Origin of the sequence: Acinetobacter gyllenbergii CIP 110306 = MTCC 11365 (assembly GCF_000413855.1) — a bacterium.
Taxonomy (GTDB): domain Bacteria; phylum Pseudomonadota; class Gammaproteobacteria; order Pseudomonadales; family Moraxellaceae; genus Acinetobacter; species Acinetobacter gyllenbergii.
This window is the reverse complement of record NZ_ATGG01000010.1, coordinates 117943-144821: the sequence shown is the minus strand read 5'-3', so window position 1 is coordinate 144821 and position 26879 is coordinate 117943. Positions and strand designations below refer to the sequence as shown.

At 40.5% G+C, this 26879-nt stretch carries 22 protein-coding genes; 9 read left to right on the top strand and 13 right to left on the bottom strand.

What is annotated here, in order from left to right:
* On the bottom strand, positions 1-2279 hold a 2279-nt coding region (locus F957_RS14925; RefSeq protein ID WP_016660220.1), incomplete at its 3' end, for an ESPR-type extended signal peptide-containing protein.
* A gap of 482 nt (positions 2280-2761) precedes the next feature.
* On the opposite strand from F957_RS14925, the gene F957_RS14930 reads away from it, so the two are divergent.
* The 5 genes from F957_RS14930 (at position 2762) to F957_RS14950 (ending at position 8895) form a co-directional block, all read left to right on the top strand.
* Complete coding sequence (locus F957_RS14930) at positions 2762-3349, top strand: 5-formyltetrahydrofolate cyclo-ligase (RefSeq protein WP_016541325.1); 588 nt, start codon at positions 2762-2764, stop codon at positions 3347-3349.
* Positions 3350-3492: 143 nt separating this feature from the next.
* Positions 3493-5922 carry an endopeptidase La gene (lon, locus tag F957_RS14935; protein WP_016541324.1) on the top strand — a complete coding sequence of 810 codons (2430 nt, stop codon included), beginning with the start codon at positions 3493-3495 and terminating at the stop codon, positions 5920-5922.
* Positions 5923-6243: 321 nt separating this feature from the next.
* Entirely contained in the window at positions 6244-6723 is a 480-nt protein-coding gene (rlmH, locus tag F957_RS14940) for a 23S rRNA (pseudouridine(1915)-N(3))-methyltransferase RlmH (RefSeq protein WP_016541323.1), read from the top strand.
* Between the two features lie 100 nt (positions 6724-6823).
* The gene (locus F957_RS14945; protein WP_016541322.1) at positions 6824-7597 is read left to right on the top strand and encodes a DODA-type extradiol aromatic ring-opening family dioxygenase; all 774 of its coding nucleotides are present in this window, start codon (positions 6824-6826) and stop codon (positions 7595-7597) included.
* 191 nt (positions 7598-7788) lie between these two features.
* Positions 7789-8895: an META and DUF4377 domain-containing protein gene (locus tag F957_RS14950; RefSeq protein ID WP_016541321.1), complete on the top strand. Its 1107-nt coding sequence runs from the start codon at positions 7789-7791 to the stop codon at positions 8893-8895.
* A gap of 90 nt (positions 8896-8985) precedes the next feature.
* On the opposite strand, the gene gdhA is transcribed toward F957_RS14950, so the two are convergent.
* Positions 8986-10332 (bottom strand): NADP-specific glutamate dehydrogenase, encoded by a 1347-nt coding sequence (gene gdhA, locus F957_RS14955; RefSeq protein WP_016541320.1) that lies wholly within the window; start codon positions 10330-10332, stop codon positions 8986-8988.
* A 365-nt stretch (positions 10333-10697) separates the two neighbouring features.
* Here gdhA and F957_RS14960 point away from each other — a divergent pair, with 365 nt between their 5' ends.
* Together F957_RS14960 and nth are read left to right on the top strand one after the other, a co-directional pair.
* Complete coding sequence (locus F957_RS14960) at positions 10698-11513, top strand: RnfABCDGE type electron transport complex subunit B (RefSeq protein ID WP_265596990.1); 816 nt, start codon at positions 10698-10700, stop codon at positions 11511-11513.
* Positions 11514-12200, top strand: coding sequence for an endonuclease III (nth, locus tag F957_RS14965; protein WP_016541318.1), 687 nt, complete (start codon positions 11514-11516; stop codon positions 12198-12200).
* On the opposite strand, the gene F957_RS14970 is transcribed toward nth, so the two are convergent.
* The 9 genes from F957_RS14970 to F957_RS15010 form a co-directional block, all read right to left on the bottom strand.
* Positions 12197-12379, bottom strand: a complete 183-nt coding sequence (locus tag F957_RS14970; protein ID WP_016541317.1) for a hypothetical protein — start codon at positions 12377-12379, stop codon at positions 12197-12199. The two genes, nth and F957_RS14970, sit on opposite strands and share 4 nt — an antisense overlap.
* Before the next feature lie 69 nt (positions 12380-12448).
* Positions 12449-13621: a VWA domain-containing protein gene (locus tag F957_RS14975; protein WP_016541316.1), complete on the bottom strand. Its 1173-nt coding sequence runs from the start codon at positions 13619-13621 to the stop codon at positions 12449-12451.
* Between the two features lie 8 nt (positions 13622-13629).
* On the bottom strand, positions 13630-15987 hold the full coding sequence (locus tag F957_RS14980) for a DUF5682 family protein (protein WP_016541315.1): 2358 nt from the start codon (positions 15985-15987) through the stop codon (positions 13630-13632).
* A gap of 40 nt (positions 15988-16027) precedes the next feature.
* Positions 16028-17110 (bottom strand): ATP-binding protein, encoded by a 1083-nt coding sequence (locus F957_RS14985; RefSeq protein ID WP_016541314.1) that lies wholly within the window; start codon positions 17108-17110, stop codon positions 16028-16030.
* A 32-nt stretch (positions 17111-17142) separates the two neighbouring features.
* Positions 17143-18780 carry a hypothetical protein gene (locus F957_RS14990; RefSeq protein ID WP_016541313.1) on the bottom strand — a complete coding sequence of 546 codons (1638 nt, stop codon included), beginning with the start codon at positions 18778-18780 and terminating at the stop codon, positions 17143-17145.
* Positions 18771-20102 carry an SWIM zinc finger family protein gene (locus tag F957_RS14995; protein ID WP_016541312.1) on the bottom strand — a complete coding sequence of 444 codons (1332 nt, stop codon included), beginning with the start codon at positions 20100-20102 and terminating at the stop codon, positions 18771-18773. The genes F957_RS14990 and F957_RS14995 overlap by 10 nt, the downstream gene beginning before the upstream one ends.
* A gap of 186 nt (positions 20103-20288) precedes the next feature.
* The gene (adk, locus tag F957_RS15000) at positions 20289-20942 is read right to left on the bottom strand and encodes an adenylate kinase (protein ID WP_004801251.1); all 654 of its coding nucleotides are present in this window, start codon (positions 20940-20942) and stop codon (positions 20289-20291) included.
* A gap of 83 nt (positions 20943-21025) precedes the next feature.
* A complete protein-coding gene (locus F957_RS15005; RefSeq protein ID WP_004652140.1) occupies positions 21026-22339 on the bottom strand; it encodes a DUF445 domain-containing protein in 1314 nt (437 codons plus the stop codon).
* Positions 22340-22400: 61 nt separating this feature from the next.
* Positions 22401-22919 carry a hypothetical protein gene (locus tag F957_RS15010; RefSeq protein ID WP_016541311.1) on the bottom strand — a complete coding sequence of 173 codons (519 nt, stop codon included), beginning with the start codon at positions 22917-22919 and terminating at the stop codon, positions 22401-22403.
* A 239-nt stretch (positions 22920-23158) separates the two neighbouring features.
* Between F957_RS15010 and mrdA the strand changes: the two genes are divergently transcribed.
* Positions 23159-25198: a penicillin-binding protein 2 gene (mrdA, locus tag F957_RS15015; RefSeq protein ID WP_016541310.1), complete on the top strand. Its 2040-nt coding sequence runs from the start codon at positions 23159-23161 to the stop codon at positions 25196-25198.
* On the top strand, positions 25198-25746 hold the full coding sequence (gene rsmD, locus F957_RS15020; protein WP_016541309.1) for a 16S rRNA (guanine(966)-N(2))-methyltransferase RsmD: 549 nt from the start codon (positions 25198-25200) through the stop codon (positions 25744-25746). The genes mrdA and rsmD overlap by 1 nt, the downstream gene beginning before the upstream one ends.
* Here rsmD and F957_RS15025 read toward each other — a convergent pair.
* Both F957_RS15025 and F957_RS15030 read right to left on the bottom strand, forming a co-directional pair.
* Positions 25743-26147 (bottom strand): hypothetical protein, encoded by a 405-nt coding sequence (locus F957_RS15025; RefSeq protein WP_016541308.1) that lies wholly within the window; start codon positions 26145-26147, stop codon positions 25743-25745. The two genes, rsmD and F957_RS15025, sit on opposite strands and share 4 nt — an antisense overlap.
* A 96-nt stretch (positions 26148-26243) precedes the next feature.
* Positions 26244-26849, bottom strand: coding sequence for a GNAT family N-acetyltransferase (locus F957_RS15030; RefSeq protein WP_016541307.1), 606 nt, complete (start codon positions 26847-26849; stop codon positions 26244-26246).
* Positions 26850-26879: the final 30 nt, after the last annotated feature.

The window sequence follows — 26879 nt, the reverse complement described above, 5'->3', positions numbered from 1 at the left end:
TTCGCATCTTTTAACAACTCGATCTTGATACCATCTTTAGTGGTACGCGTAATCACATTCTCACCGCTGGTCTGGTCTTCCGATGTTGCAGCATCAGCACCACCCACGATGTTTAACTTATCACCCAACTTACGATGAACATCAGCACCTGCATTGCCTGCAAAGTTTAGACCTTTGTTTTCCAACTCAGTCTTTGTGTTATCAATCTTGGTATTGAGTTCTGTTTTCGTGTTATTGATCGTATTGTTTAACTCAGTCTTGGTATCTGTAATCTGAGTTGTTAACTGATCTTTAGTGTCATTTAACTTGTTATTGGTGTCCGTGATTTGGTTACCTAAGTCTTTCTTGGCATCATTCAAATTATTGTTGGTATCTGCAATCTGGTTGCCCAAATCAGTTTTAGTATTATCAATTTTTTGATCTAAGTTACTAATATTTTGCGTGTTTTGATTCACACGACTATCAACATTTTTAAGCTGACGTACGGTCACTGCATCTGAATCAGCAGAACCATCTTCAACATTGGTAATACGGCGTTCTTTACCGACAGAACCGACTGACACGACACCATTCGACATAGATGCATCACGATTCGTTAAGAAAGAGTTGCCTGTTGCTTCAGTTGCAACCGCATCCTGACCCAATGCAACACTATTTTCAGCTTCGACACGGCTACGAGCACCTAAAGCAACACCACCAACAACCATTGATTGTGCACCTTGGCCAACTGCAACCGCATTTTCTTGATCAGCAATTGCGCCACCACCAATCGCAGCAGAGTTTTTACCTGTTGCCTTCGCACCACCACCAACTGCAGCAGCATTTTCATTACTTGCTTCAGCACCTTTACCAATCGCAGCAGAACTATCCCCAGTTGCTTTGGCATTACTACCTACAGCGGCAGCCCCATTACCCGTTGCAGTCGCACCTTCACCTGGTTTATTACCAGAACCTATTGCAGTTGAATTATTTCCAGAAGCAAGTGAGTTAATACCCATTGCCGATGCACCATCACCTGTTGCTTGCGCAACGGCGCCAAATGCTGAAGCACCTTTACCTGCGGCATTTGACATCACACCAAATGCAGATGAAGCATCACCTGTCGCTTTAGAAGTCATACCAAAAGACGATGCAAATGCACCTGAACCAACAGCCTGTACACCAACTGCAGTTGAGCCGTGATTCGCTTCGGTGGTTGGATACTTTCCAGCTTGTAATTTTCCGCCTGTGATCTCAGTATATTTTTGACTTAATTCAGCATCACGGGCAATTTTGTCAACATCATCACCACCAATTGCGACTGAAGAATTTCCTCTCGCAATAACATCCGCACCAATCGCAATGGATTGATCACCGATTGCTTTGGTTTGGTCACCAATTGCAATTGATTGATTACTATAGCCAGAAGCCGCTCCAACAGCACCTTTAGTTGAGGCATTCCGTCCAATCGCGACATCACCACTACCGACGGTTTCACTCGCACTTCCCACAGCAATTGCACCAACGCCTGCACCCTTTGCCTGTGAACCAACAGCAACAGCATCATAACCCGCTGTAACTGCATCTACACCAACAGCAATTGAGTTACGCCCCTTAGCGCCATCATTCTCATAATTGCCGCCTTTTGTCCCATTATCATTAATGCTTACATAATGCGTTTTCGCTTCTGCTACAGCAGTCTTGAGCTGTGAAACATTAACGGCATCATTATCTTTAACGCCTTCTGCAATATTGGTGATTCTCAAAAATCTATCGTCAGCCCAAGTACCTTGTTCTTTACCTTGATAATATTTAGGATCACCTTTCTTATGTCCAAATGAAACCGTAAAGTCTTCTGTTGTACTTGCTTGCCCACCAATTGCAACTGAGTTATCGCCATAAGCAATGGCATCATTACCAATCGCAATTGCCCCTTTTCCATCAAGATTTGGTTGTCTAGATTCAGCTCGAGAACCACTCCCAATCGCAATCGAGCCTCGACCTGTAGATTGCACATCATTACCCACAGCAATTGCAAAGTCGCTATTGGCACAAGATTGGGTATTTCCACCACCAACAATGACAGAACCAGAATTATTACACTTGCTCGGAGTACTATTCCCATTTCCCACTACCGTCCCTGCAAGAGCATTTGAAGAGAACGAAACGGCTCCAACTAAAACTACAGCAGATAAATTAAGAACTTTTGATTTGGTTTTTGTTTTACTTTTTGCCAGTTCAGATGTTGCAACCCATGCGCCAATTGATGCATTCCAAACCACTTTATAGACTTTATTCATAAAAATTCTCAGATCATTACTACAGTTATTGATGGTCTAAAAATGCCAATCAGCATTTTTAGTTTCGGTGCCAAAAAAGAGTCGCGGATGCTAATAAAATCGAGTAAATTGGTAAAGATTCTGTAAATATTGAGATTAAAAATATGAGACATATTTCTCATATTTACAAAAAAACTTATTAATCAAATACATGATTTAAATCACAAAAAACCAAAAATGTTTTATTTTGTTTTCATTTTGTTTTATTTTATAAAGAACGTGAAAAATAGAATAATAACTCTATAATCTATAGCGAAATAATATTCAATATCTAAAATTCCCTTTAATTATTGGAATAAATTATTGAATTCTTATTTATTAGAAAAAATACAAATAATGCTATGAGTTTGAAATTTTACTTATAAATAACAGGATCTTTGCTTTTAGAATTTACGACATAAATCAAGTATGATTGTTTTATCAAAACTAGTTTTTTTATCCTTATGAGCCATACATTAAACTCATTAAGAAAACAACTTCGCTCAGAAAGAAGGCAACTTTCACATTACCAACAAAAACAGGCTGAACAACAAGTTCTGCGTCTACTTAGACGATTACCTAAATTTAAAGCTGCATCAAGAGTTGGACTTTATTTACATGCCTTTGGAGAGATACATACTGATAAATTGATAAAACTTTGTTTTCAGCAAAAAAAACAAGTGTTTTTACCGATGATTTGCAATATGAATCAGAATTTAGTTTGGGTAAGAGTAAGTTCGAACCAATACCTAAATAGACGTTTTTCCCACCACCCACTCGGGATGAAAGAACCGATGGCAAGTCGAGGAAAACATGTCTCGCATTTAGAGCTACTCATTATGCCGTTATTGGCCTGTGATCATTTAGGAACGCGCATCGGTATGGGCGGCGGTTATTATGATCGGACTTTATCAACAGCCAAACACTATCCCTATCGTCTCGGTCTTGCCCATGCCTTTCAATATGTGGATGGTCCACTACTAAGACAAACATGGGATCAACCTTTACACGGATTACTAAGCCCTAAAAAGTTTTATTATTTCAGCTCTTAGCAAGTTATTTTTCTTATTTCCGCAATGAATCTTGAGTAATTTAGTCTTTTTTTTATATTTTCTCTCCCCAACCCCTTGTATTTTTTTAAATGCACATCACTATAAAAACATGGCAACACCGTTGTCACTCATTAGGAGTGCCCATGTCTGAATATATTTTAAATAATGAAACAAGCTTAGAGCCACAGGTTCCAAGTGTATTACCACTATTAGCGTTACGTGATGTTGTGGTTTATCCACACATGCAAATCGCGCTATTCGTGGGTCGTGAAAAATCGATCAATGCAGTGGATGTGGCTCGTAACAGTGACAATTTAGTATTTGTAGTTGCGCAAAAAGATTCGCTCACAGAAGAAATTGATCACGACAACCTCTATCAATATGGAACTGTGGCTAAAATCGTACAAGTTGTGAATCATGAAAATGATGAAAACTGTATCAAAGTACTGATTGAAGGCCTACATCGTTCTAAGCTTGAACGCATTATTGATGGCGAAGAATACTTAACAGCTGAACATCATTTAAGCCCAATGACATTGCCTTTGGACCAAGAGACCCAAGAGACTCGCTTAAATGAATTACGTACTCTATTCGCTCAGTATGCAGAAGCGAAACTACGTAATGCACGTGAACTCGTTGCAGCAGCAAATAAAATCGAAGACTTATTGCAATTGATGTTCTTCGTTGCAACTCGTGTGCCTTTAAATATTGAAGTGAAACAAAAGTTTTTAGAGCACGACGAATTTGAAGATCATTTGCAAGAGTTAATGAGCTATTTGATGAATCAATCTGCTGAACAGCAAATTGAACAGACTCTGCATGACAGCGTAAAACGTCAAATGGAAAAGAACCAACGTGAATACTTTCTAAATGAAAAAATGAAAGTCATTCAACGTGAACTTTCCGACATGAATGGCGGTGCTGAAGATGACGTTGCCGAAATCGAAAAACGTCTTGCAGAAGCAGATTTACCTGAACACGTACGCAAAAAAGCTGAAGCAGAATTCCGAAAGCTTAAGGCAATGCAACCAGCATCTAGTGAAGCTGCTGTGGTTCGTAACTATCTAGAAGTGATTTTAGATACGCCTTGGAATAAGGCGAGCAAAGTTAGTATTAACCTTGCCAAAGCACAAGAAATTCTGGATACAGATCATTACGGCTTAGATGACGTTAAAGATCGTATTGTAGAATACTTGGCAGTCCAGTCTCGTGTTAAAAAACTCAAAGGTCCGATCCTATGTTTAGTCGGCCCTCCAGGTGTTGGTAAGACATCTCTGGGTGAATCAGTTGCCAAAGCAACAGGTCGTGAGTTTGTCCGTATGGCACTGGGTGGTGTTCGCGACGAAGCAGAAATCCGCGGTCACCGTCGTACCTATATTGGTGCGATGCCAGGTAAAATCGTGCAATCATTGACGAAAGTTGGGGTGAAGAACCCATTGTTCTTGCTCGACGAAATCGACAAGATGGCACAAGACTACCGTGGTGATCCAGCTTCTGCATTGCTTGAAGTCCTTGATCCATCACAAAACAGTAAGTTCAATGACCATTATTTAGATCTTGATCTTGACCTTTCAGAAGTCATGTTCATCTGTACAGCGAACAGTATGAATATTCCTGAAGCCTTACTGGATCGTATGGAAGTGATTCGTCTACCGGGTTATACCGAAGATGAAAAAGTGAATATTGCTGAACGCTACCTTGTTCCAAAAGCAATTAAGAACAATGGTCTACGTACAAAAGAGCTGACCGTTCATGAAGAAGCAATTCGCGACATCGTACAACGTTATACACGTGAAGCCGGTGTTCGTAGCTTAGAACGTGAAGTCTCTAAAATTGCCCGTAAAGTCGTAAAAGAGGCGGTCAGCAAAAAGTCTAAAAACTTACAGATTGACGTCACTTCTGCCAATCTTCCTGAATACTTAGGTCCACATAAATTTGACTTTGGTATTGCAGAAGATGAAGCACAAGTAGGTCGTGTCAATGGCTTGGCTTGGACCTCAGTAGGTGGTGAGTTACTCACTATCGAAGTTGCAGCAGTAAAAGGTAAAGGTAAATTCATTACCACGGGTTCACTCGGTGATGTAATGAAAGAATCGATCACCGCTGCGATGACTGTCGTTCGTACCCGTGCCGATGAATTGGGAATTGAATCATCTCGTTTCGAAGAAACAGATGTCCACGTTCACTTACCTGAAGGTGCAACACCAAAAGATGGTCCATCTGCTGGTTTAGCACTGACCACTGCCCTTGTATCGGCATTTACAGGTATTCCGATTCGTCCAGACATTGCCATGACTGGTGAAACGAGTCTTGGTGGTCGCGCGATGCGTATTGGTGGCTTAAAAGAGAAACTTCTTGCAGCTCACCGCGGTGGAATCAAACTGGTGTTTATTCCACAAGATAACGTGCGTGATTTGGCTGAGATTCCTGACAATGTAAAAGAAGGATTAGAAATCAAAGCAGTGAAAAGCATTGATGAAATTCTACCTTTAGCACTGACAGATACACCAAAGCCTTTGCCAAAGACACCGATTGTAAAACCAGTCGAAGATGCAAAAGCAGCACGTCACTAATCAGTAAATGATTGGACATAAAAGAGAGCTTCGGCTCTCTTTTTTTGTTACATAATACGGTTGAAAAATAACCAATATCTTGCATAATAAAATAGAGTCGATAAAAACAAAGGCTAAATTTGACTCTGAACTCATTTTAGCGTCATCCGAACTCCAGACGGATGGCACTTTGATCGCAGCTCATACGCATTTTGAGCTGCGTTTTTTATGTGTGGTGGGCGCTACTTTTTGTATTTTTTCTGACTAGATAAATTATGCTGTTCCTCCATGAACCTATAACAGTGTTTATAATAGTGGTCATTTCTTTAATCAAACACGCTTATGAAAATTCGCATTCTTACCATTGGTCAAAAAATGCCGGCTTGGGTGCTAACTGGTTTTGAAGATTATTTCAAACGTATCCAACCCTTTGTACAGACTCAGGTGATTGAACTTCCAATGGCAAAGCGTGGCAAAAATGACTCTGAGGCCGATATTTTAAAATACTGCCAAATTGAGGGTGACAGCATTTTAAATGCACTCAAACCCAATGAGACTTTAATCGCTCTAGAGGTGGGTGGTCGTGAGCTGAGTACGGAGAAATTAGCCGACACCATGAAACAATGGATGCTCGAAGGCAATGATATTGCTCTTGCGATTGGAGGGCCTGATGGGCATTCCGAAGCGGTGCGTAAAGCTGCTGCTTGGCACTGGTCACTGTCAAAGCTCACCATGCCACATCCAATGGTTCGTATTCTTTTAATTGAACAATTGTATCGTGCAATGAGCATCAATCATAATCACCCTTATCATCGAGCTTAAAATCGTTCTGATTATAGAACAATATGTTGAATTTTAAGGGCTATCATTGCGGTACTGAATTTGTCAGGATAACAGTGTATTCCCTTTCAGGTGTTTATTTATGGACTTACAAACTTTACCCGGATTATTTATTTCTCATGGTTCGCCCATGTTGGCACTTGATCCAGAACAAGTGGGTCCTGCACTGTATCGCCTGAGTAGCAACTTACCTAAACCTCAAGCAATTATCGTCATGTCAGCGCATTGGGAAAGCCAAGCCTTAGAAGTGAATACCTCAACACGCCCAGAAACTTGGCATGACTTCCGTGGTTTCCCTCCTGAACTCTACAATATCCGCTACCCTGCACCAGGTGCACCAAAACTGGCAGAAGAAATATTAACTTTATTCGCCGAAGCTGGTATTTCAGCACATGCCAATAGTACCCGCCCTCGGGATCATGGCGTTTGGATGCCACTATTACACATGTATCCAGATGCAGATATTCCAGTGATTGAAATTTCATTACCAACGCAAATGAATGCAGATGGTATCTACGAGATCGGAAAAGTGCTCGCCCCATTACGTGAGCAGCAAATTTTACTGATCGGTTCTGGGAGTATCACCCATAACCTTGCGGAACTATCATGGCAAGCCAATGCCGATGTACCCGCATGGGCCAGTACTTTTCGCAATACCATTGTCAGCAAACTCAGTCATCAAGACTATGATGCGGTACTAGATTGGCCATCTTTACCTTATATTGAGCGTAATCACCCGAGCCTTGAGCATCTTGCACCGCTCTTCTTTGCGATGGGTACAGGCCATCGTTTCAATATCGTACATAGCAGCTTCTCGATGGGTTCTTTGGGGATGGATATTTATCGGTTTGATTAAATAACCAACTGCATCACAGAATAATAAAATAGGCTTGCGCAAAATAACGCCAAGCCTATAAATCTACTATATTTTTCAAAAATTTTACAAATAGAAACATTTAACGAACTTAATTCCTAAACGGTTACCATGTTCTCTTTTTAAGAATACTTTAAGCTTATGTCTGTTATTTATTTATCGTTGTTTTGAATATGAAAATCAAATATTTAGTTCTTGCATTACTTCCGCTTTCTTTAATGGCGTGCCAAACTGTGCAAAATGTGACTGATAATGTAATTTCTCAAATTAATACAACTGCTGCAAAAAACTTAACTGAATATAATTGGACTTACCAAGGTTCAAAGGCATCTAAGCCTTTAGTTTTATCTTTTAACGCTGACCAAAAACTTGCAATCCAAACTGGCTGTAACAACCAAGGTGGTACTTGGGCAGTTGAAGGCAACAAGATTGTAACTTCTCCGCTTGTATCGACCATGATGGCTTGTGCTGATGATTTAATGCAGCAAGAACGCTTATCTGCTGACATCTTCAGCGAGAAAAAAGTACCATTTGAAATCAGCACAGTAAATGGTCAAGCCATCTTGACTGTGACGGATAGCAAAGGTCAAAAACATGTATTTACAGGTGCAAAAGTGACAAATAGCAACGTGTTAACCAACTACACTTGGTCATATCAACCTGCTGATACCAAACGTCCTATCGTATTAAGCTTCTTGGGCAACGATCGTTTATCTGTAGACACAGGTTGTAACCGCTTAAATACCTCATGGAAAATTGAAAATGGTTTGATCGCGACAGGTGATGGTGCATCAACATTAATGGCATGTGAACCAGCCTTAATGAAACAAGAACAGTTTGCAGGTGAGCTTCTACAAAAACGTCAAATCGCGTTTGAAGTGAATGCAACTAACCTAGAGCAACCGACTTTAGTACTTGCTGATGCCAAAGGTCAAAAATATACTTTCGTTGGTAAAATGACACCTGAAGCAAAATACCAGTCTGAAGGTAAAACTGTTTTCTTAGAAATTTCGCCAGAAACTAAATCATGCACAGGTGTTGCACCACAAACCTGTATGCAAGTTCGTGAAATCAAATACGATGACAAAGGCTTAAAAACTTACGCAGATAAAAACTGGTCATTGTACTATGGTCAAATCGAAGGTTTTGAGCACAACCCACAACAACGTGTGATTGTACGTGTTAAACGTTTTGACATTAAAAACCCTGCTGCTGACCAATCAAGCATTGCAGACGTACTCGATATGGTTGTTGAGCAAGAGATTGTGAAAAAACCATAATTTCATTGTAGAAATAAAAAAATCCGATGCTTTGACATCGGATTTTTTTATGGCAACCCCTCTTTAATACAGAGGGTTTAAGGGAGATTTTTAATAAATACCCTGCGCGAGAATGGCATCGGCAACTTTTACAAAACCCGCAATATTCGCTCCATCAACATAATTGATCGTACCATCTTCCTGAGTACCGTATTTAACACAGTTACGATGAATCTCTTTCATAATCGCATGTAAGCGTTCATCCACCTGTTCAAAAGACCAACCCAAGCGATTGGCATTCTGCGACATTTCCAGACCAGAGGTTGCTACGCCACCTGCATTCGATGCTTTACCTGGCGCATACAGAATTTTTGCTGCAATAAATTTTTCAACCGCATCAAGCGTGGATGGCATATTTGCGCCTTCAGCTACGCAAATCACCCCATTCGCCAATAGCGTTACTGCATCTTCGGCATTGAGCTCATTTTGCGTTGCGCAAGGTAGTGCGATATCAACCGGAATATGCCATGGTGTTTGTCCTTCAAAATATTCAAAACCATGCTTTGATGCGAATTCTGACATACGACCACGCTTGATGTTTTTCAGTTCCATCACTTCATCAAGCAAGGCTTTGCTAAAACCATTCTTTAAATAAACCGTGCCGTTCGAATCCGATAAGGTTACCACTTTAGCGCCTAAGAACATGGCCTTTTCTGCTGCATATTGTGCAACATTACCCGAACCTGAAATCGATACGGTTTTATTGGCAAAGCTATCGCCACGGGTTTTCAGCATTTCTTCTGCAAAATATACCGTACCGTAACCTGTTGCTTCAGGGCGAGCCAGTGACCCGCCAAATGAAATACCCTTGCCAGTAAATACGCATGATGTGTCGTTACTTAACTTCTTCATCATCCCCGTCATATAGCCAACTTCACGACCACCGACACCAATATCTCCAGCAGGAATATCCGTATTTGAACCAAGATGACGATACAACTCCAGCATCAATGCTTGGCAAAACCGCATGATTTCTGCTTCAGACTTCCCTTTAGGATCAAAATCTGAACCGCCTTTGCCTCCACCCATCGGTAAAGTCGTTAACGAGTTTTTAAAGGTTTGTTCAAACCCTAAAAATTTTAAAATAGATAAATTCACTGAAGGATGGAAGCGCATTCCTCCTTTATAGGGGCCAATCGCTGAATTGTATTGGACACGGAAACCACGATTGACATGGGTTTGCCCCTGATCATCCATCCATGAGACACGGAACTGAATAGCGCGCTCAGGTTCAACCAATCGCTCTAACAAACCATATTGTGCATATTTAGGATTCTTCTGAATGAATGGCCACAAGCTGGTCATCACTTCTTCGACTGCTTGTAAAAATTCAGGTTGATATGGATCTCTAGCTTTAACATAATCCAGAAAGTCATTTAAGCTATCGTATTTCAACATTCACCCCCGTCTATGGTTTATCTTGGTGCGAAAAATGCACCAAAATAGAATTTTGCATCTATTAAATACAGATTACTATTTCATCACAATATTATTTTTATGCTTAACTCTTTTTATCAATTAAAATCATGATCTTAAATCAAAAAATGTTCGTTATTTATATAATAAATACAAGTAAAAGCATATCAATGAATCGCAGAACTTCATTACAAAGAAGAGGAACAGTCTAATTTATAGACAAAAATGCACTAAAAAATTTCATCATTAGCACCATTTTTAAGCATTAAAATACCCAAGTAATTGACATCTTTTTAGATTGCTTCGCCGTGTTAAAGCTTTATTTGCTATACTAAGCTCCCTGTTTTTTGCTTCACTCTCGATACATGTCCCCAACTGCACAACACGCGCTTATTGTCCAAATCGACCAACTCTTACCACAGACGCAATGTGGTTTATGCGGGCATCGTGACGGCTGCTTACCTTATGCAAAATCCATTGCAGAAGGTGAAGAAGCAAATAAATGTGTGCCTGGCGGACAACCTGTTGCCGATGCATTGGCAGCTTTATTAAATCGACCACAACTGACTGCCGAAAGCAGTGTTTGGGAGATTCAACTCGACGGTCGACCGCAACGTATCAAAGCAGTGATTCGCGAAGATGAATGTATTGGCTGTACCAAATGTATTAGTGCCTGCCCCGTCGATGCGATTATTGGCAGTGGCAAATTAATGCACAGCATTTTGACTGACTTGTGTACCGGTTGTGAATTATGTATTCCACCTTGCCCTGTCGATTGTATTGATCTGGTTGAAGATATGCGACCTTTACCAACAACAGCGCAACGTACGGCTGAACAGGATGATTTAAGACATCGCTATTACGCCCATATTCAACGTGAAGAAAAACGTCGCTTAAGTCGCAAAGGGCCCATTGTACGCGCTGAAATTGATGTGGAGTTCTTTGCTCAGTTTTCACAATCACAAAACAATGTGCCCGTGATTAAACTCGTAGACAAACCCAAAGACAGTCCCACACTGGATGCTAAAACCACGATTGAGCTTGCCAAGCTACGCACGCAAATCAAAAAGCTCGAAAAGCAGCTTAGCGTCCGTGCGGATGAATCCAAACAAGCACAGTTACTTACTTTACAACAACGTTTAAATGAATTGCAGGACATCTAAATGCCCGTAAAGAATATGACCAAAAAGCAGATTCAGACTTTTTTTGAACGTTTGCGTGAACAAAGACCGAACCCTCAGACTGAGCTGAACTACTCTTCTCCTTTTGAACTCCTGATTGCTGTGTTGCTTTCTGCTCAAGCAACCGATGTCAGTGTGAATAAAGCCACAGATAAACTCTATCCTGTTGCCAATACAGCTCAAGCCATTTTAGACCTCGGAATTGATGGCTTAAAATCATATATCAAGACCATTGGCTTATATAATTCTAAAGCTGAAAACGTGATTAAAACCTGTCGAATCTTGGTCGATCAATATCAAGGTCAAATTCCAGAAACACGTAAAGAGCTGGAAGCCCTCCCTGGTGTTGGGCGTAAAACGGCGAATGTGGTACTCAATACCGCCTTTGGTCAACCAACCATGGCAGTCGATACTCATATTTTCCGTGTGGGTAATCGTACCGGACTTGCGGTTGGAAAAAATGTTCTAGAAGTAGAAGACCGGTTAATTAAAGTGATTCCGAAAGAATTTATTATTGATGCGCATCACTGGTTAATCTTGCATGGGCGTTATTGCTGTATTGCACGTAAACCGAAGTGTGGCGAATGTATCGTTTCCGATGTCTGCAACTGGCCTGATCGATTTGAATTTGGTGCCCATAAAGCTATTGCAATAAAAAACCTCAGTTAATCCTGAGGTTTTTTATGCTGCTGTAGCTTTGGATGTAACTGGCGAGCTTTACCATGTTTTTTATTTTCTAAGGCCTGTTGCTGCTGTACATGACGCAACATTTTTTGGCTTTGATACAATAAAAACAACAATAAAGCTAAACTTAAAATTACCACCACGATCAAAATAATTTTCAGCAAAGAAACACCCTCAATCAACTTACACGTTTCGACTTGTATACCGTAACGTAATCCTCAGTTTCTATTATGTCAGATTTTCAGGCTTGCATACCATGCATGAATATCTCGTTTTTCAATTGCAGTTGCCATTAACTCAGGAAATTGATCTGGAGTACAGGCAAAAGTTGGGATACCCATATCAGCAAAGATCTGTGCATGTTGAGTATCGTACCAAGGTGCACCATCATCAGACAATGCCAGTAGCGTAATTACCTGCACGCCACTCTCTAACATTTCAGCAACTTGTTTGAGCATTTGCTTAGCATCTCCACCTTCACACAAATCACTGATTAGAATAAATATAGTCTGTTCTGGGCGGGTAATTTTACTACGGCAATATTTAATCGCTTTGGCAATATCTGTTCCCCCACCCAACTGCGTGCCAAATAACACATCGACAGGATCTTCTAGTAAAGGGGTTAAATCAGCTAATTCAGTATCAAATACAATCATTTGGGTATTAACTGCGCGAATACTGGCCATAACGGCAGCAAAGACACTGGAATAGATCACTGAAGGTGCCATCGAACCACTTTGATCAACACACAGTACAATGTCTTTTAAAGCGGTTTGTTGACGCGGATGCCCATGTAACTCATGTGGAATAATCGTTTTAAAATCTTCTTGCCAATGCTTGAGATTGGCTTGAATGGTTCGTTGCCAATTAATATCTTGCATGCGTTTAGGGCGGCGTGTATGCGCTGAACGATTGATACTCCCTCGAATCGCTTGCTGTAATGGCTGTTTTAAACGGTTTTCCAACTGTTCCACTAACTGGCGTACCACAATACGTGCAGTTTCTTTGGTTTTTTCAGGCATTAAATGATTGAGTGAAATCAAAGTTGAAACCAAATGAATATCGACTTCTACACTCGCCAACAATTCAGGTTCTAATAACATTTGTTGTAGATTCAAACGTTCTAAAGCATCTTTTTGAATGACTTTCACCACAGAAGATGGGAAATACTGGCGAATATCACCCAACCATTGTGCCACTCTAGGACTAGAATGCCCCAAACCACCACGACGATTGGGCTGTTGTGTCTGATAGAGCTCATTCAGGCATGCTTGCATTTTGCTATCTTGTACCGACCAATTGGGTAAATGCGTCGTCGGATTTGGGGCTTGCCCTAAAATCAAACGCCAACGTCGTTCCTGTTCAGCGAGCTCTTGCTGCGCTAAAGAAATCATCTCTTCATTCATATCGTCACTTACCCTTCTACAGCCACAGGCTGTAAATACGCATAAATTTCATTCAACACGGTTTGAGCGCGTACAATATCTAAGCTATTAATATCTTGTTTGACGAAGGTCGATTTTTGAGTCACTTTCTGAATCAACTGCTGCGCTTCAGCTGGACTAAAACTTGAGGCCGTTCTTGCTAGAATTGGCAACAATTCAATAAATTGCTGCTCTTGTAATTGGTTAACCCATTGGCTTACCGTATCCCAAAGGCTTTGCTCATGAATCAATAACAACGCTTGATGTGTCAAAAAGCCTTCAAACCATGCTGCACTATAGTCTGCAGTTTGCCCAATCGATAAAGCACGAGACAAAAATCCTTGTGTTTGCTCGACCTCAATTAACTGTTGTTCTCGTGCTAAACGTACACAGCAACCATGCAAATAGCCTTGCATCTGTTGTAATTGCAATAACTGATACAAGGTATCTTGCCAAAGCTGCAACAATTCATCTTGTTGTAATTGTTCTAAAAGCTCATATAGAGTTTGTAGTTGTTGAGCAAACTGCTGTGCCATTTCAGCATTCAACTGTACACAATAACTCGGTAAACTTAACATCAACCGAATTGCTAAATGTTCTACTACTTGAAGTAAATGCTGCATTGAAAACTGACGAACACTGCCATAACGAATGGCAGCAATCAGGGGTTTTAAAGTAGCTAAAATAATACTTGGATCTTGATGCTGAGTAGTGAGTTCATTCAATTTATCCAAAGCCAGATTTAAACTTTGATCTAGTCCAGACAATAAAATACTTTCAATCAATTGTGCAATCTGTGCCACATCTTCACATTGTCTAATCTGATTTTCTAAATAGCTTTGTGTCGCCAACTGAATGCTATTGCCCCACAATGACATTTCATTCAGATATAAACTACTTTCAGGCTGCCAAGACAACTGCCACATTTCTTTAAAGTTGCCTTGCTTTGATCCTGTTCCAGTTAACTCAGCCCAAGCAAGACCTAATAATTTCACGCAATGTAAAAATTGGCTTTTTGCCAGATCGAATTTTTCACGCAAATCCAGACTAATTTCTCGATGTGGCGCATCAAGCTTCAAACGGAAATATTTCACCTGCTGTAAAAAGTCTTTTTGAATTGGCAATTCAATCCATTCATCAGGCACTTGCCCCAACTGTTCATCTTCAAGCAATTTAGATAAAATAGGTTGTGGAATATCTAGTCCGTGATTCAAGACCGAGCGAATCGCCTCAAATAAATCTTCCAAATCAGGGATACGTCGTCCACGTAATTGCAATAAAGATTGAATCAATTGCACTGCATCAATAATCTGAGCACTTGAAGCATCATGCCCTGCTTGGCGTAACGCTTGTGCAAATTGACTTAACCAATCTATGGTAATTTTTTCACCATCCACATCTCCATTCAAGGCTTGTTGGTAGTGCTTCCATAAATGGGTATACCATCCCACAGCTTTTACGCCTGCGCCATAACCACTGTCTCGGCTCAAACGCCCATGTGTCCACGCAATCCACGCTGCCTCAACCTTCACTTTAGGCAAAGCTTTGAGCAATGCCGTATCGATTTTATTGTATGCCTTTAAATCCGCCAATACAGGTGCATGCCAAGCTCCACAAATCACCACAATATTTTGATAGCCTTGTTTCTCTGCTTGTCTAATGACTTTACGCATATAGGCTTCACGATATTGCTCAAGCAATTGCTCTTCACTACTATAGTTTTCAGGTTGTTGTGTTTGCAAATAATCACGTAAAGCCGCCATTGCATCTGTAATTGCAGCAAACATTTGTCCTGCATGTGGCTGTAATTCGACTAGGTGCTCCCAAAAACGCTCACTGTCTTGATACCCAGACTGTTCTGCCAAAAGTTGGATCGGATCTTGGCGAATAGAAAGATAATGCTGTTCCATCTTCTGCGCAGTTTGATCTGGCAATTGTGTGTTTAACTCAAATACATCAGCATCTACTCGTTCTTGTTCATCTGCTGAAGCTTGCGCCAGATGTTGCTCTGCCCATTGCTTTTCTAATGCAAAACGATGTTGCACAGGAAGATCCATAAACGTTACATCGACGTGATGCCGTATCGCGTATTGCAAGGCTTGCCACTCTGGGGAAAACTCAGCAAAAGGATAGAATACCGCCTGTGATCGCACTTCTTTTTGTACAGGAGTATTCAACAGCAACGCTACAGGTGGTTTAAAATCAGTATGTTGCAATTGGCTGATAATTGTATTCGCATCAGGAGGCCCTTCAATCAAAATACAATCAGGTTGAATTAAAGCCAAAGCATTACACACGCTGCGTGCGGAACCAGGGCCATGATGACGAATACCGAGAATATGCAACATCTTTTTATCCTTATTCTTCCAGCTATTTATTCAACATGCATTATTCTAAGTCACGACAAGCACGATATAGATCTTGCCAACCCTCACGCTGTTTAATCACGGTTTCAATATATTCTTTCCAAGGCACAATATCTTGGACAGGATCTTTTAAGACAGCACCTTGTAGACCTGCTGCTAATTCATGATCAGTTAAATTACCAGAGCCAAAATGTCCAGCCATTACCCAACCGTGACTCATTACTGAAATAGCTTCTGCAGTTGATAAGGTCCCCGTAGTGGTTTTTAGTTTTTGTTTTCCATCCAAAGTTTGACCATATCGTAATTCTCTAAAAATTGTGACTAGTTTTTGAATTTGAGCATCTAAAGGTTGAATCTCAGGAAGTTGTAAACTTTGACCTAAAGATTGAACACGCTTTTGTACAATTTCTACTTCTTCTGCAATGGTCGCCGGTGGCGGTAAAATAACGGTATTAAAACGACGTTTTAATGCCGAAGAAAGCTCATTTACCCCCTTGTCACGGTTATTAGCAGTGGCAATCACACTAAAACCCTGTATGGCTTGATACTCAATCCCCAACTCAGGAACAGGTAAATTTTTCTCAGAAAGTAGAGTGATTAAAGTATCTTGGACATCTGCAGGAATACGTGTTAACTCCTCTACACGGGCGATCTTACCTTCTTGCATCGCACGCAACATAGGGCTTTTGACCAAAGCATCTTCGCTCGGACCTTTAGACAAAAGTTGGGCATAGTTCCAGCTGTAACGCAAAGTATCTTCGCTGGTTCCAGCCGTACCTTGAATCAATAATGCACTATTTCCCGAAATGGCAGCTGCCAAATGTTCAGATACCCATGATTTCGCCGTACCTGGCACCCCTAATAATAACAATGCACGATCAGTCGCCAAGGTTGCGACTGCAATTTCTATCAAACGTCGATTACCAATATATTTAGGTGAAATCACCGTACCATCAGCCAAGGTGGTTCCTAATAAATAATCCACGACCGCTTTCGGCGAAAGTTGCCATTGTGGAGGCTTCATTAAATTGTCATGTGCTTTTAATGCATCTAATTCATGAGAAAACTGTTGTTCTGCGCGGGCACGTAAAACTTGTTGAGACATGGTGATTATCCTAATTTATGATTTATTGATCATTACGCAATAATTTTTTGTTTGTACTGATTAAATTGAATCAGTTGTTTCCATTCGGAAATAGAAAAAAGAGCTTGTAAGCCACTGAAGTCAATTGGATAAGCTTCCAAAATCAGCCATTGTGCCCGCTCTTTTAATAATTCAAATTTTTTCTGATCCTGTTGCAAATCTAAAGTTGCATATACATGCTGAAGTAACACCGCTGCCATTTCTGTGATGTTCCGATCTTGATGCAAGACTTTAGCGTGTTGAAACACAAAATAAAAATGCTCTAAATTTTGCTGTTGATAATGCAGATCTAATTGTTTTAATAACCATCCAATTGCTTGCTCTTGATGTAGTAAACCAAAGACCAACTCACGTTCAAGTCTGTTCCCACTGGATGTCGTCACAGCTTCACACCATTGGGTTTGATGTTGGTAAAACCATAACGCTAAATCATGGCGTTGTTCTCGATAACAGCATGTTACAAAAGCATTCCAAATCTGCTCTCTCTGTTGTGAATGCAATGAGAGTAGATGATCCCAAGTGCCAAATACTTCTAACCAATATGCGAGTGGCAATTGAATCAAAACTCTTGTGAGATAGAAGACACCTTGTGAACTTTCACAAAAGGCTTGGTAAGCCTGTTCAATTTGAGCACTTTGATAAACCGCTTTTAAATTTTTACGGCTTTCGACCAAGTTAGCTTCTCGATCAAAGAAACCATAATCATTGAGTGCATCATCTTGATCTAAATTAATATTATATTTAACTTTTCTCGCCCGAGCATCGTAGCTTAAACAGGTACGCAGCAGTGCGATAATCTCACCATAAAGTACATTATCTGGATAGTATAAATAAAAAGTTAATGCAGCATTCTTGCGCACTGTAGCCGCATTTTGTGGTTCTAGTGTTTTCACATGCCGATATAACGCTTCAAATTGCTTAATCGGCAGGTTGTACAGCACTAGACTTTCAGCTTGACTTTGCAAATGATTTTGCTGAATTGATTGTGACCAAAACTCCGCAATATGTTGATCAATAAAGTGAGGTAATTGACTGCACAACTGGCTCATCCACAATGACCAATCGCTATTTTTTGATTTCAATAGCTGGCGGACCAATGGTGCCGAATCTTGTTGTTTCAAATATTTCCAAACTCGTTTAGCATCATCCAAGCGTGTTGTAACATCTCCTTGAAATGCAAACTCAGGTAAAATAGATGCCAATAACACTGGGTTTCGACATAGAGGTAACACTTTCAAAACTAAATAACGAGGAATCACTTGCTGCTGCTGTTGAGCAAGTTTCAATATTTGATTAACCCAATCCTGATACAAAAATGGCGATTCTTGCCCAACAATCCATTTCAAAATTTGAATCAGCTCATTATCCAGTTGCTTTTCATGTTGTAGCTGCTCAATCTTATTCAAACTCTTTTGCACCGTTTCAGGCACCGTTCTCGCTTGATAACCTGCGTGTTGCATGAACATCCAGTATTGATTCAAGACTAACAAATCTTGCGCTGAATCAATCTGTTTAGGTACATAAGCCTGTAGTACATCAGGAATTTTTAGAGTCTGTTTAAATTGCTGTCCCAGAGTCAGTTTGAGAAGTAACTGTTGATTAAAATCACTGTACGATGCGTTTAAACACATTCAAAATGCCCTCCTTGCCAAATACTTACAAGTTTAAGCTGTAACCCATTCCACTCTATGCCAGCACTAAATGATTCTGCCCCAACTAAAAACCACAACTCAACAAATTGCTTAATTTCAACCTCACACATCTTTTGATTCTGATCGACCAAATAAATCGTTTTATCACACTTTACTAACCGCAATTGCTCCAGCCAAAAAAAGCGTACTAATTGCAAAGGGTGCTGTTTCAAGTTATTGGCATATTGAGCAAAAGCCTGATCAAAATTGGTAAATCCCTTCGGTGCAACAAGCGTCTGGCTCACATTAGTAAACGACAATAAACTATCTTCTAAACGCAGACGTTGATGGCTCACACCGGGATAAAGTTTGGCAGTTAAAGACAAATGTTTTTGGTAAGGTAAGGTTAAACCGAAGTTGGAATAAGGGGGAATTTCGAAATCCAATAGCAGATAATCGCATAGCTTTTCACTATCCCATAACCATTGACGACGATAACGTCCACGGGTGTTGACCAGTTCTTGCGTCACTTGTCCCAATGCATACAAACTCAGCACCTGAGTTGGGATGTTATCCCATGCATCTGTCGGTAAATTAATACCAAAGAGCTGTTTTAATTCTTCATATAGTTCTGGCTGAAGCCGCTGGCGGTTTTGCCACAAATCAACAGCTGTTTGTAGTTTAGCCAACCAAAATGAACTTTGTAATTGCCAATCAGTTTGATATAAGGCACTAGAAAATTCATCTAAATAACTGACTAAACCAGCAACTTGTGCATCGACCAAACGGCTTTGGATATCTCGAAATTTTTCCTGCTGTTGTTGACGTAACCGCCCTAGCCCCATGATTACAATATCATTTAGCCATGTTTGTAATGCTTCAATACCTGCATCCATTTTTTTTTCACGTGCCGACTGGCGTTTGGCACGTGCTTCTTCATCAATTGGTTTATCAATTTTATTTTCTTTTTTCTCAAGCGTTTTGGTTTTTTTATCGCGCCATTTTTGTACTCGATCAGGTATGTTCTGTTCATCTGATTGCACAATAAATTTATCTTGATACTCGGAATAGACAAATAATAATGCTAAGGCATGTTTACAAGGCCGCTTAAAACTCGGACAACTACATTCACATTTAAGTTCAGGTAAAAAGATTGCACTTTGATAAATCGCACTCCCTTGAATTTCTCCCCAAATCCAATGATCTGTCGAAGCTGAGATATTATTCCATGCTTCAAATTTCGCTAACTTCTTAGCAGATTTTGCTGAACTTGTATCTGGAATAATTTGTTCTATTTGATCAGACTGAATCGTCAGCAACATAATTAACCCTTTAAAATAATTCTAAGTTTCAATATTTTCAAATTGTACACTTGAATGAAATATAACTTTTTTCACTCAGTTTTTATATCATTTAATCTGATAGGGCGACATATTATGTCGCAGATAATTATTGGTATAAAAAAAACTGACTTATGTAAACATAAGGCAGTTTTATCAAAAACTAAATTATTTATCTAAAATTGCAAAAAGATCAGCTTGAACGTTTTCGATTGCACGTAAACCATCTAATTTGTCATAAGTCGGAGCATTTTCACCTGAAGCAGCACGACCTTGATAGAAGCCAACCAATTGCTCAGTTTCGCTATGGTAAGAGCCGAGACGCTTACGAATCGTTTCTTCTTGGTCATCAGGACGTTGCACAAGGTCTTCACCTGTTTCATCATCTTTACCTTCCACTTTTGGTGGGTTGTAAACGATGTGATAAACACGACCCGATGCAGGGTGCTGACGACGACCAGAAAGACGTTGCACGATTTCTTCGTCAGGTACAGCAATCTCAATCACGTGATCAATGCTAATGCCAGCTGTTTCTAAAGCTTCAGCTTGTGGAATTGTGCGTGGGAAACCGTCAAAGATACAACCATTTTCACAGTCAGGCTGAGCAATACGTTCTTTAACCAAGCCAATAATCAGCTCATCAGAGACCAAACCACCTGACTCCATGACGCTTTTCGCTTTTAAGCCAAGTTCAGTACCTTCACGAATTGCAGCACGGAGCATATCACCGGTTGAAATTTGTGGGATATTGTAGCGCTTACAGATCAACTGAGCTTGAGTACCTTTGCCTGCCCCAGGTGGTCCGAGTAAAATAATGCGCATAAAAGAACATCCTCATTTAAAAACAATAAATCTTAAATTGAGCAATATCATACAGACTTATCACTCAACCAACATCAAATTAATTATAAGAAAGCAACAAATAAGTGAATTAAACCAGCAAAGAAACCAGTTACTCCACCCAGTACAATCAAGATCCACTCATCTTCTTGGAACGCAGGACGCAATAGGTTCTGGAACTCTTTCGGTGTTAGTTCACGGATGCGGTCTCTAAACATTTGAAAGATCTTCTGCGCGCGACTTGCATTCAGAGCTGGGTCACATACTGGTCCCATGGTAATTTCAATTGAGCGATCAATCAAGTCGGTCTTGAGTCTAGCATACTCTCTTGGTCCTAATGAAAGCTGCAATGAGGTTCTGACCAATGGGGTTTCCATGATTTCATTGATATGACGCTTGACAATACGACGTGTTTTGTCTTTTTTACTGCCATACATCATTTCGGTCATGATCGATTTCAAGGTAATTAAATCTTCAGTCACCACACTGGCGAACACATCCGAAACCTCTTCCTGACGCTTCATAAATGCGCCTTGGACATTATAGGTTCCAATCTTCAAGACTGGCACAATCCAAGGAAATTTACGGTCTTTGGTCAAACGGAAAATCTGTGGATAGCGGATATAGTGCGGTTCAATTGGGTTAAACACCATCCAGATCGCGATCCAGTTGGTTAAAAAGCCCCAAATTGCAGCCCAGAATGGAACCGTCCAGTGCCAAGGCACTACAAACCATACAATCATCTGGAAAATACCAAAGAACATCCCGATTAATGCACTGATATGCCAAATAAAGTTAATTTCTTTTTGCCCCACCTTCAAGAACATGCGCACCATCAAACGGCGATCACCTTCCATTTGGCTGACCACCATTTCACGCATGTCGACCAGTGACTCGACGTTCATGGTCAGTTCAGTCACAAGTTCCCTTAAGGTATTTGGTAACTGTTTGTGGGCTTGGGCATAAATACGGCGTTTAATCGAATAAGGTAAGTTTTCCCAGAGTACCGCATTGCGATCAATCATCACTTCATCAATCAGATGCTCAAGCTCAAAACCGACTTGCTCACCAATGATCATGGCCATATCTTCGGGGTCCATTGCCTCTAAAAACTCTCGCAATGAACCTAATTTAGATAAAGTGTTATCGGTAATAATGCCTGAAATACGTCCAGCTTTACGTGGCACAATCCCTTGCCAACCGACAGGTAATGGTCCTAAATGGAATCCCCAAAAGTTAATTGGGTAAAATACCATTTTCAATGCCATCCACACGTGCGCCCATGTTACAAAGGCGGTCACAGGGATGATACTCAAGACTGCCAGATGGTCAGGTCGATTTAGAAAAATCTGCCACAATTCATTGACGTAATCAAACATGCATGACTCTCTGAATTATTGATACATGATGGCCTATAAAAGGATAAACGTTAATTTCCTCTTATAAACCAAAACTTAAAGTATAAGAAAACTGAAGGACAGGTTCTGATTTTTTCACAGTATTGCCATTCCCATCTTCTATTTTTTCGCGTACCCCCGCGCCCACACTGAATGTGCTGATACGTTCGCTATTCAACCAAACATAAGCAAGATCAGCACCGACACCCAAATTGCCCTTTTGCTTACCACCATAATTTCTGCTGTCTAAATGCCCCGCATAGACACCAAGGTAATAACCATTTTTATCTGTACCAGTTAGGTAGTACGGATAACGGAATCCAACTTGTCCACCAGGTTCATTGTCATCATTTAAAAATGCACCCGCTTTGGCATAGGCAATACCATAAGGATTTACCCATTCAAGGTTGGCATGTAATAATTTCTTGGTAAAACCTGCACCTACATTCCATGTTGAAACGTTTGCATCTTTTAATTTTGGCTCTGGCTTAAATGGATTGTCATCCGCATGACTTAAGCCCGTAAGTGTTAAAACCGATAATAAAAGGCAAATTTTTCTCATTATTTTCTCCATTTTCCCTAAGAGTGTATTGGAAAATCCTATTTCAAACTGATTGTGACTTTAACAGAATTATTTTGCTTCTAATATACAAGACCATACAATTTTAATGTCTGCAAAGTCAAAAGCTGTCGCAGTATCATTTGCATGATTTGTTGAAAATTCTACAGTATGTTCATGCAACTTACGTTAAAATGCGTAGCCTTTGTATTCTCTCCATTTTGTAATTAAGTCGACACCCTATGAAACAGCACTTTCCTTTAAAAAATATGCAACAAGAAAAGCGCATTTATAAGGGTCGTATCTTTTTTGCAATCTTTGTCGTGGCGATTTTTCTACTTTTATTGATCTGTCGTTATGCATATTTACAGATTGTTCATTACGATGACTTTACAACGGCCTCAGACAAGAACCGAATTCGTTTACAACCCTTAGCACCCGCACGTGGCTATATCTACGATCGTAACGGCGTACTGTTGGCAGATAACTACCCTGTGTTCACCGCAACACTGAGTCGTGCCGATGTCAGTGATATTGATGACACTATCAGCCGTCTGATTCCAATTCTAGGCTTGACCCAAGAAGATGTTGACCGCTTTAAAAGCCGTGTGAAAACTGCACGTAAAACCGAACGCCTTGCAATTAAGTTGAATTTGACTGAAGCCGACATTGCCAAATTCAGTGAAGTGAAATATGCCTTCCCTGGAGTCAAAATTGAAACTCAAATGACCCGCTATTATCCACATGGTGAATTGTTTGCACATGTGATTGGCTATGTCGGTCGTATCAATGATAAAGAACTCAAATCAATTGATAAGGATTTATATGCGGGAACCAACCTGATTGGTAAAATTGGGGTCGAAAAAAGTTATGAAGAGCTGTTGCATGGGACGCCTGGCTATGAATCTGTCGAGGCAGATGCACATGGTAATGTACTGCGTAATTTAGGTCGCCAAAACCCAGCACGAGGTAATGATCTTTATTTATCACTTGATTATGGTCTGCAAACTATTGCAGCAAAACAATTGGCAGATCGTCGCGGTGCAATTGTCGCAATGGACCCACGTACAGGTGAAATTCTAGCATTAGTCTCAAGTCCAAGTTTTAATCCAAACCTCTTCGTGACTGGGATTAGCTCTAAAGACTACAGTGGGCTGCGTGATAACCTCGATCAACCGCTCTATAACCGTGCAGTTCAGGGGGCTTATCCACCCGGTTCAACCATCAAACCGATGTTTGGTTTAGGCGGTATTCATTATGGTCTGGTCGATTGGAACACTGCAATTTCCGATCCAGGCTATTTTTCATTGCCTGGTGACAGCCACCGCTTCCGTGACCATAAAAAAAGTGGTCATGGTTCTGTGAACATGCATAAAGCTCAAATTGTATCTTGCGATACTTATTTTTATGTCCTGTCCTATCGCATGGGCATTGAGAAAATGAATGACTGGATGCGTCAATTTGGCTTTGGTGAAAAAACTGGGGTCGATTTACCAAGTGAAAGTTCTGGCCTGTATCCGAGCCCAGAATGGAAAATGCGTACCCGCAAATCCAAATGGCTAAAAGGTGAAACGATTTCAGTCAGTATCGGACAAGGCGCTTTTACCTCTACACCGTTACAACTTGCGATGGCAACTGCAATTACTGCGAATAAAGGTTCACATGTCACGCCCCATGTATTAAGAGAGACCAAAGGCGCCAAAAAATTTAGCGTCCACAATGCACCCGATGGCAAAATTAACTTCAATGGCACCGAACAAGATTGGAAAAACATGCACGATGCAATGGTGGATGTCATCCAGTCAGGTACAGGTCGTGGTATTAAAGGTGGTTTGCAATATTCAATCGCAGGTAAAACTGGGACAGCCCAAGTTAAAAGTATTGCCCAAGGTAAACGCTATAACGAAGCTGCGCTTTCATCTCGACAATGGGACCACGGTTTATTCGTTGGTTTCGCGCCTGCCGATAATCCAGAAATTGCGATTGCTGTGGTTTGGGAAAATGGTAAACATGGTGGTTCTGCGGCGCAGTTAGCACGTCCAATATTTGATTATTGGCTAGTGACCCGTAAAAAGAATCCACTCCGCCCAGCCAGCCATCAAGTCAGTGGTGGCTTAATGACAGCAGGCATTAAACCTGGCGAACTGCCAAGCAGCAGTGTTGCAACCACAACAACACAAAATAGCCAAGCAGCATCAACACCCGTCGCTTCATCCACTCCAGCATCTACACCTGTCGCGCCAGCAACAGCTGCTCAACCTACTGATGGAGTAACTGAATAATGAAAAATCAATTGCGTATCATCGGTGGTAACTGGAAACGCCGTACTTTACCCTTTGCCAGTATTGATGGTTTACGTCCAACACCAGATCGTGTCCGTGAAACCTTGTTCAATTGGTTAATGTGGGACATTCAAAATGCGCAGGTTTTAGACCTGTGTAGCGGCTCAGGTGCATTAGGATTTGAAGCGCTTTCTCGTGGAGCTGCTAAAGTCGTGATGATTGAACCAAATCCAATACAAGCCAAAATCTTAAAAGACAATATTCAACTGTTAAAAGCAGAAAATTGCCAACTGCATGTTGCAACGGCACAACAGGCTTTAAAAAAATTAAACTCAAATTTTGATGTGGTGTTTCTTGATCCACCTTATAGTCTGGATTTATGGCAAGAATTAGCAGAACTTGCTGACCCAATGATTGCAAACCACGCTTATATTTATGTAGAAGCAGATCGAGATTTATCTCAACTCACCCTTCCCCTGACTTGGCAGAAAATTAAAGAAACCAAAGCCGGTATGGTCAGAGCAGGGCTATATCAAAAGGTCAGTTAAAAAATCCGTAACCAGAAGAATCGTATCAATTGCCCTCGGTCAAAGGGAAAGCTGGAAAGATATTCATAGCCAATTCGATTGGTCTGGTTCAACTGATACATCATGCCATAACCGACTGAAATCGAAAAATCATCCAGCGACAAGCTAGTGGTGTCACCTGTTAACATCTTATGGTTAAACTGATTAGTTTGATAAGCCGTATAATTATAGACACGCCAACGCTCATTTTGAAAAAATTGGTTATGCAAAACCGAATATTCTGTTTTCATTTCAGGATAAGCAGCATCAAACATCTGTTCGGTATCTTCGCTCGGCGCTACAAAAAAATCATAGTCATCCGCATAAGCCCCAGCAGAGAGACCTATTAAAAAACAGAATAAGAAAATGCACTGAATTCGCATAACAAGATGTGTTGATGACGCCTTATTTAGCATAACGCTAAAAATCATTTTATATCAACCGATTGAATATTTTATCTTCATTCCACCCGCTTAAATTTAGAACCACCATTCCATTCGACGACCATTTGGAATAACACTGTTATTAGCATCTTTAAACTTAGTTTCTTTTACAACGCTAAAACCAATCCGCTCATATAGACGCTGCCCATTTGGATTTTTCTGTGAGACATCTAAAGATAATGCAGTGAACCCTTGTTGTTGAGCTAAACACTTCAGATGTTGTAGCAATAAAGAGCCTATGCCTTGACCTTGGTAATTAGGATGGACACCAAAATTAGCAATATGCAAACATGAGTCACTGGGCTTAGTTACAACTGAACCTGCCTGTAAGGCTCGAGACAAAACACGAGGAAATCCAAGTCTATAAATGGCCCAGATATTTTTAAGGCTACCCTGATCCATACTCAATAAATCCTTTTTGCCATAACAGGCTATTGTTGCAACCACCTTCTCATGATGCTCGACCACCCAATGCAACTGATAACTGGTATAACCTTGTCCTGAAAGGAACTCACGATGAATGAATTGTTCTGCGCTGATCTGCTTATGTTGATAAATATAATCAAACAACGAAACCGCTGCGCTATAAATTAAAGGTACACAGGCATCAACATCTCGCCGTTGCGCTTTTCTTATTTTCATTTTAAATCCCGTCTATTTAATTTTTGTGCA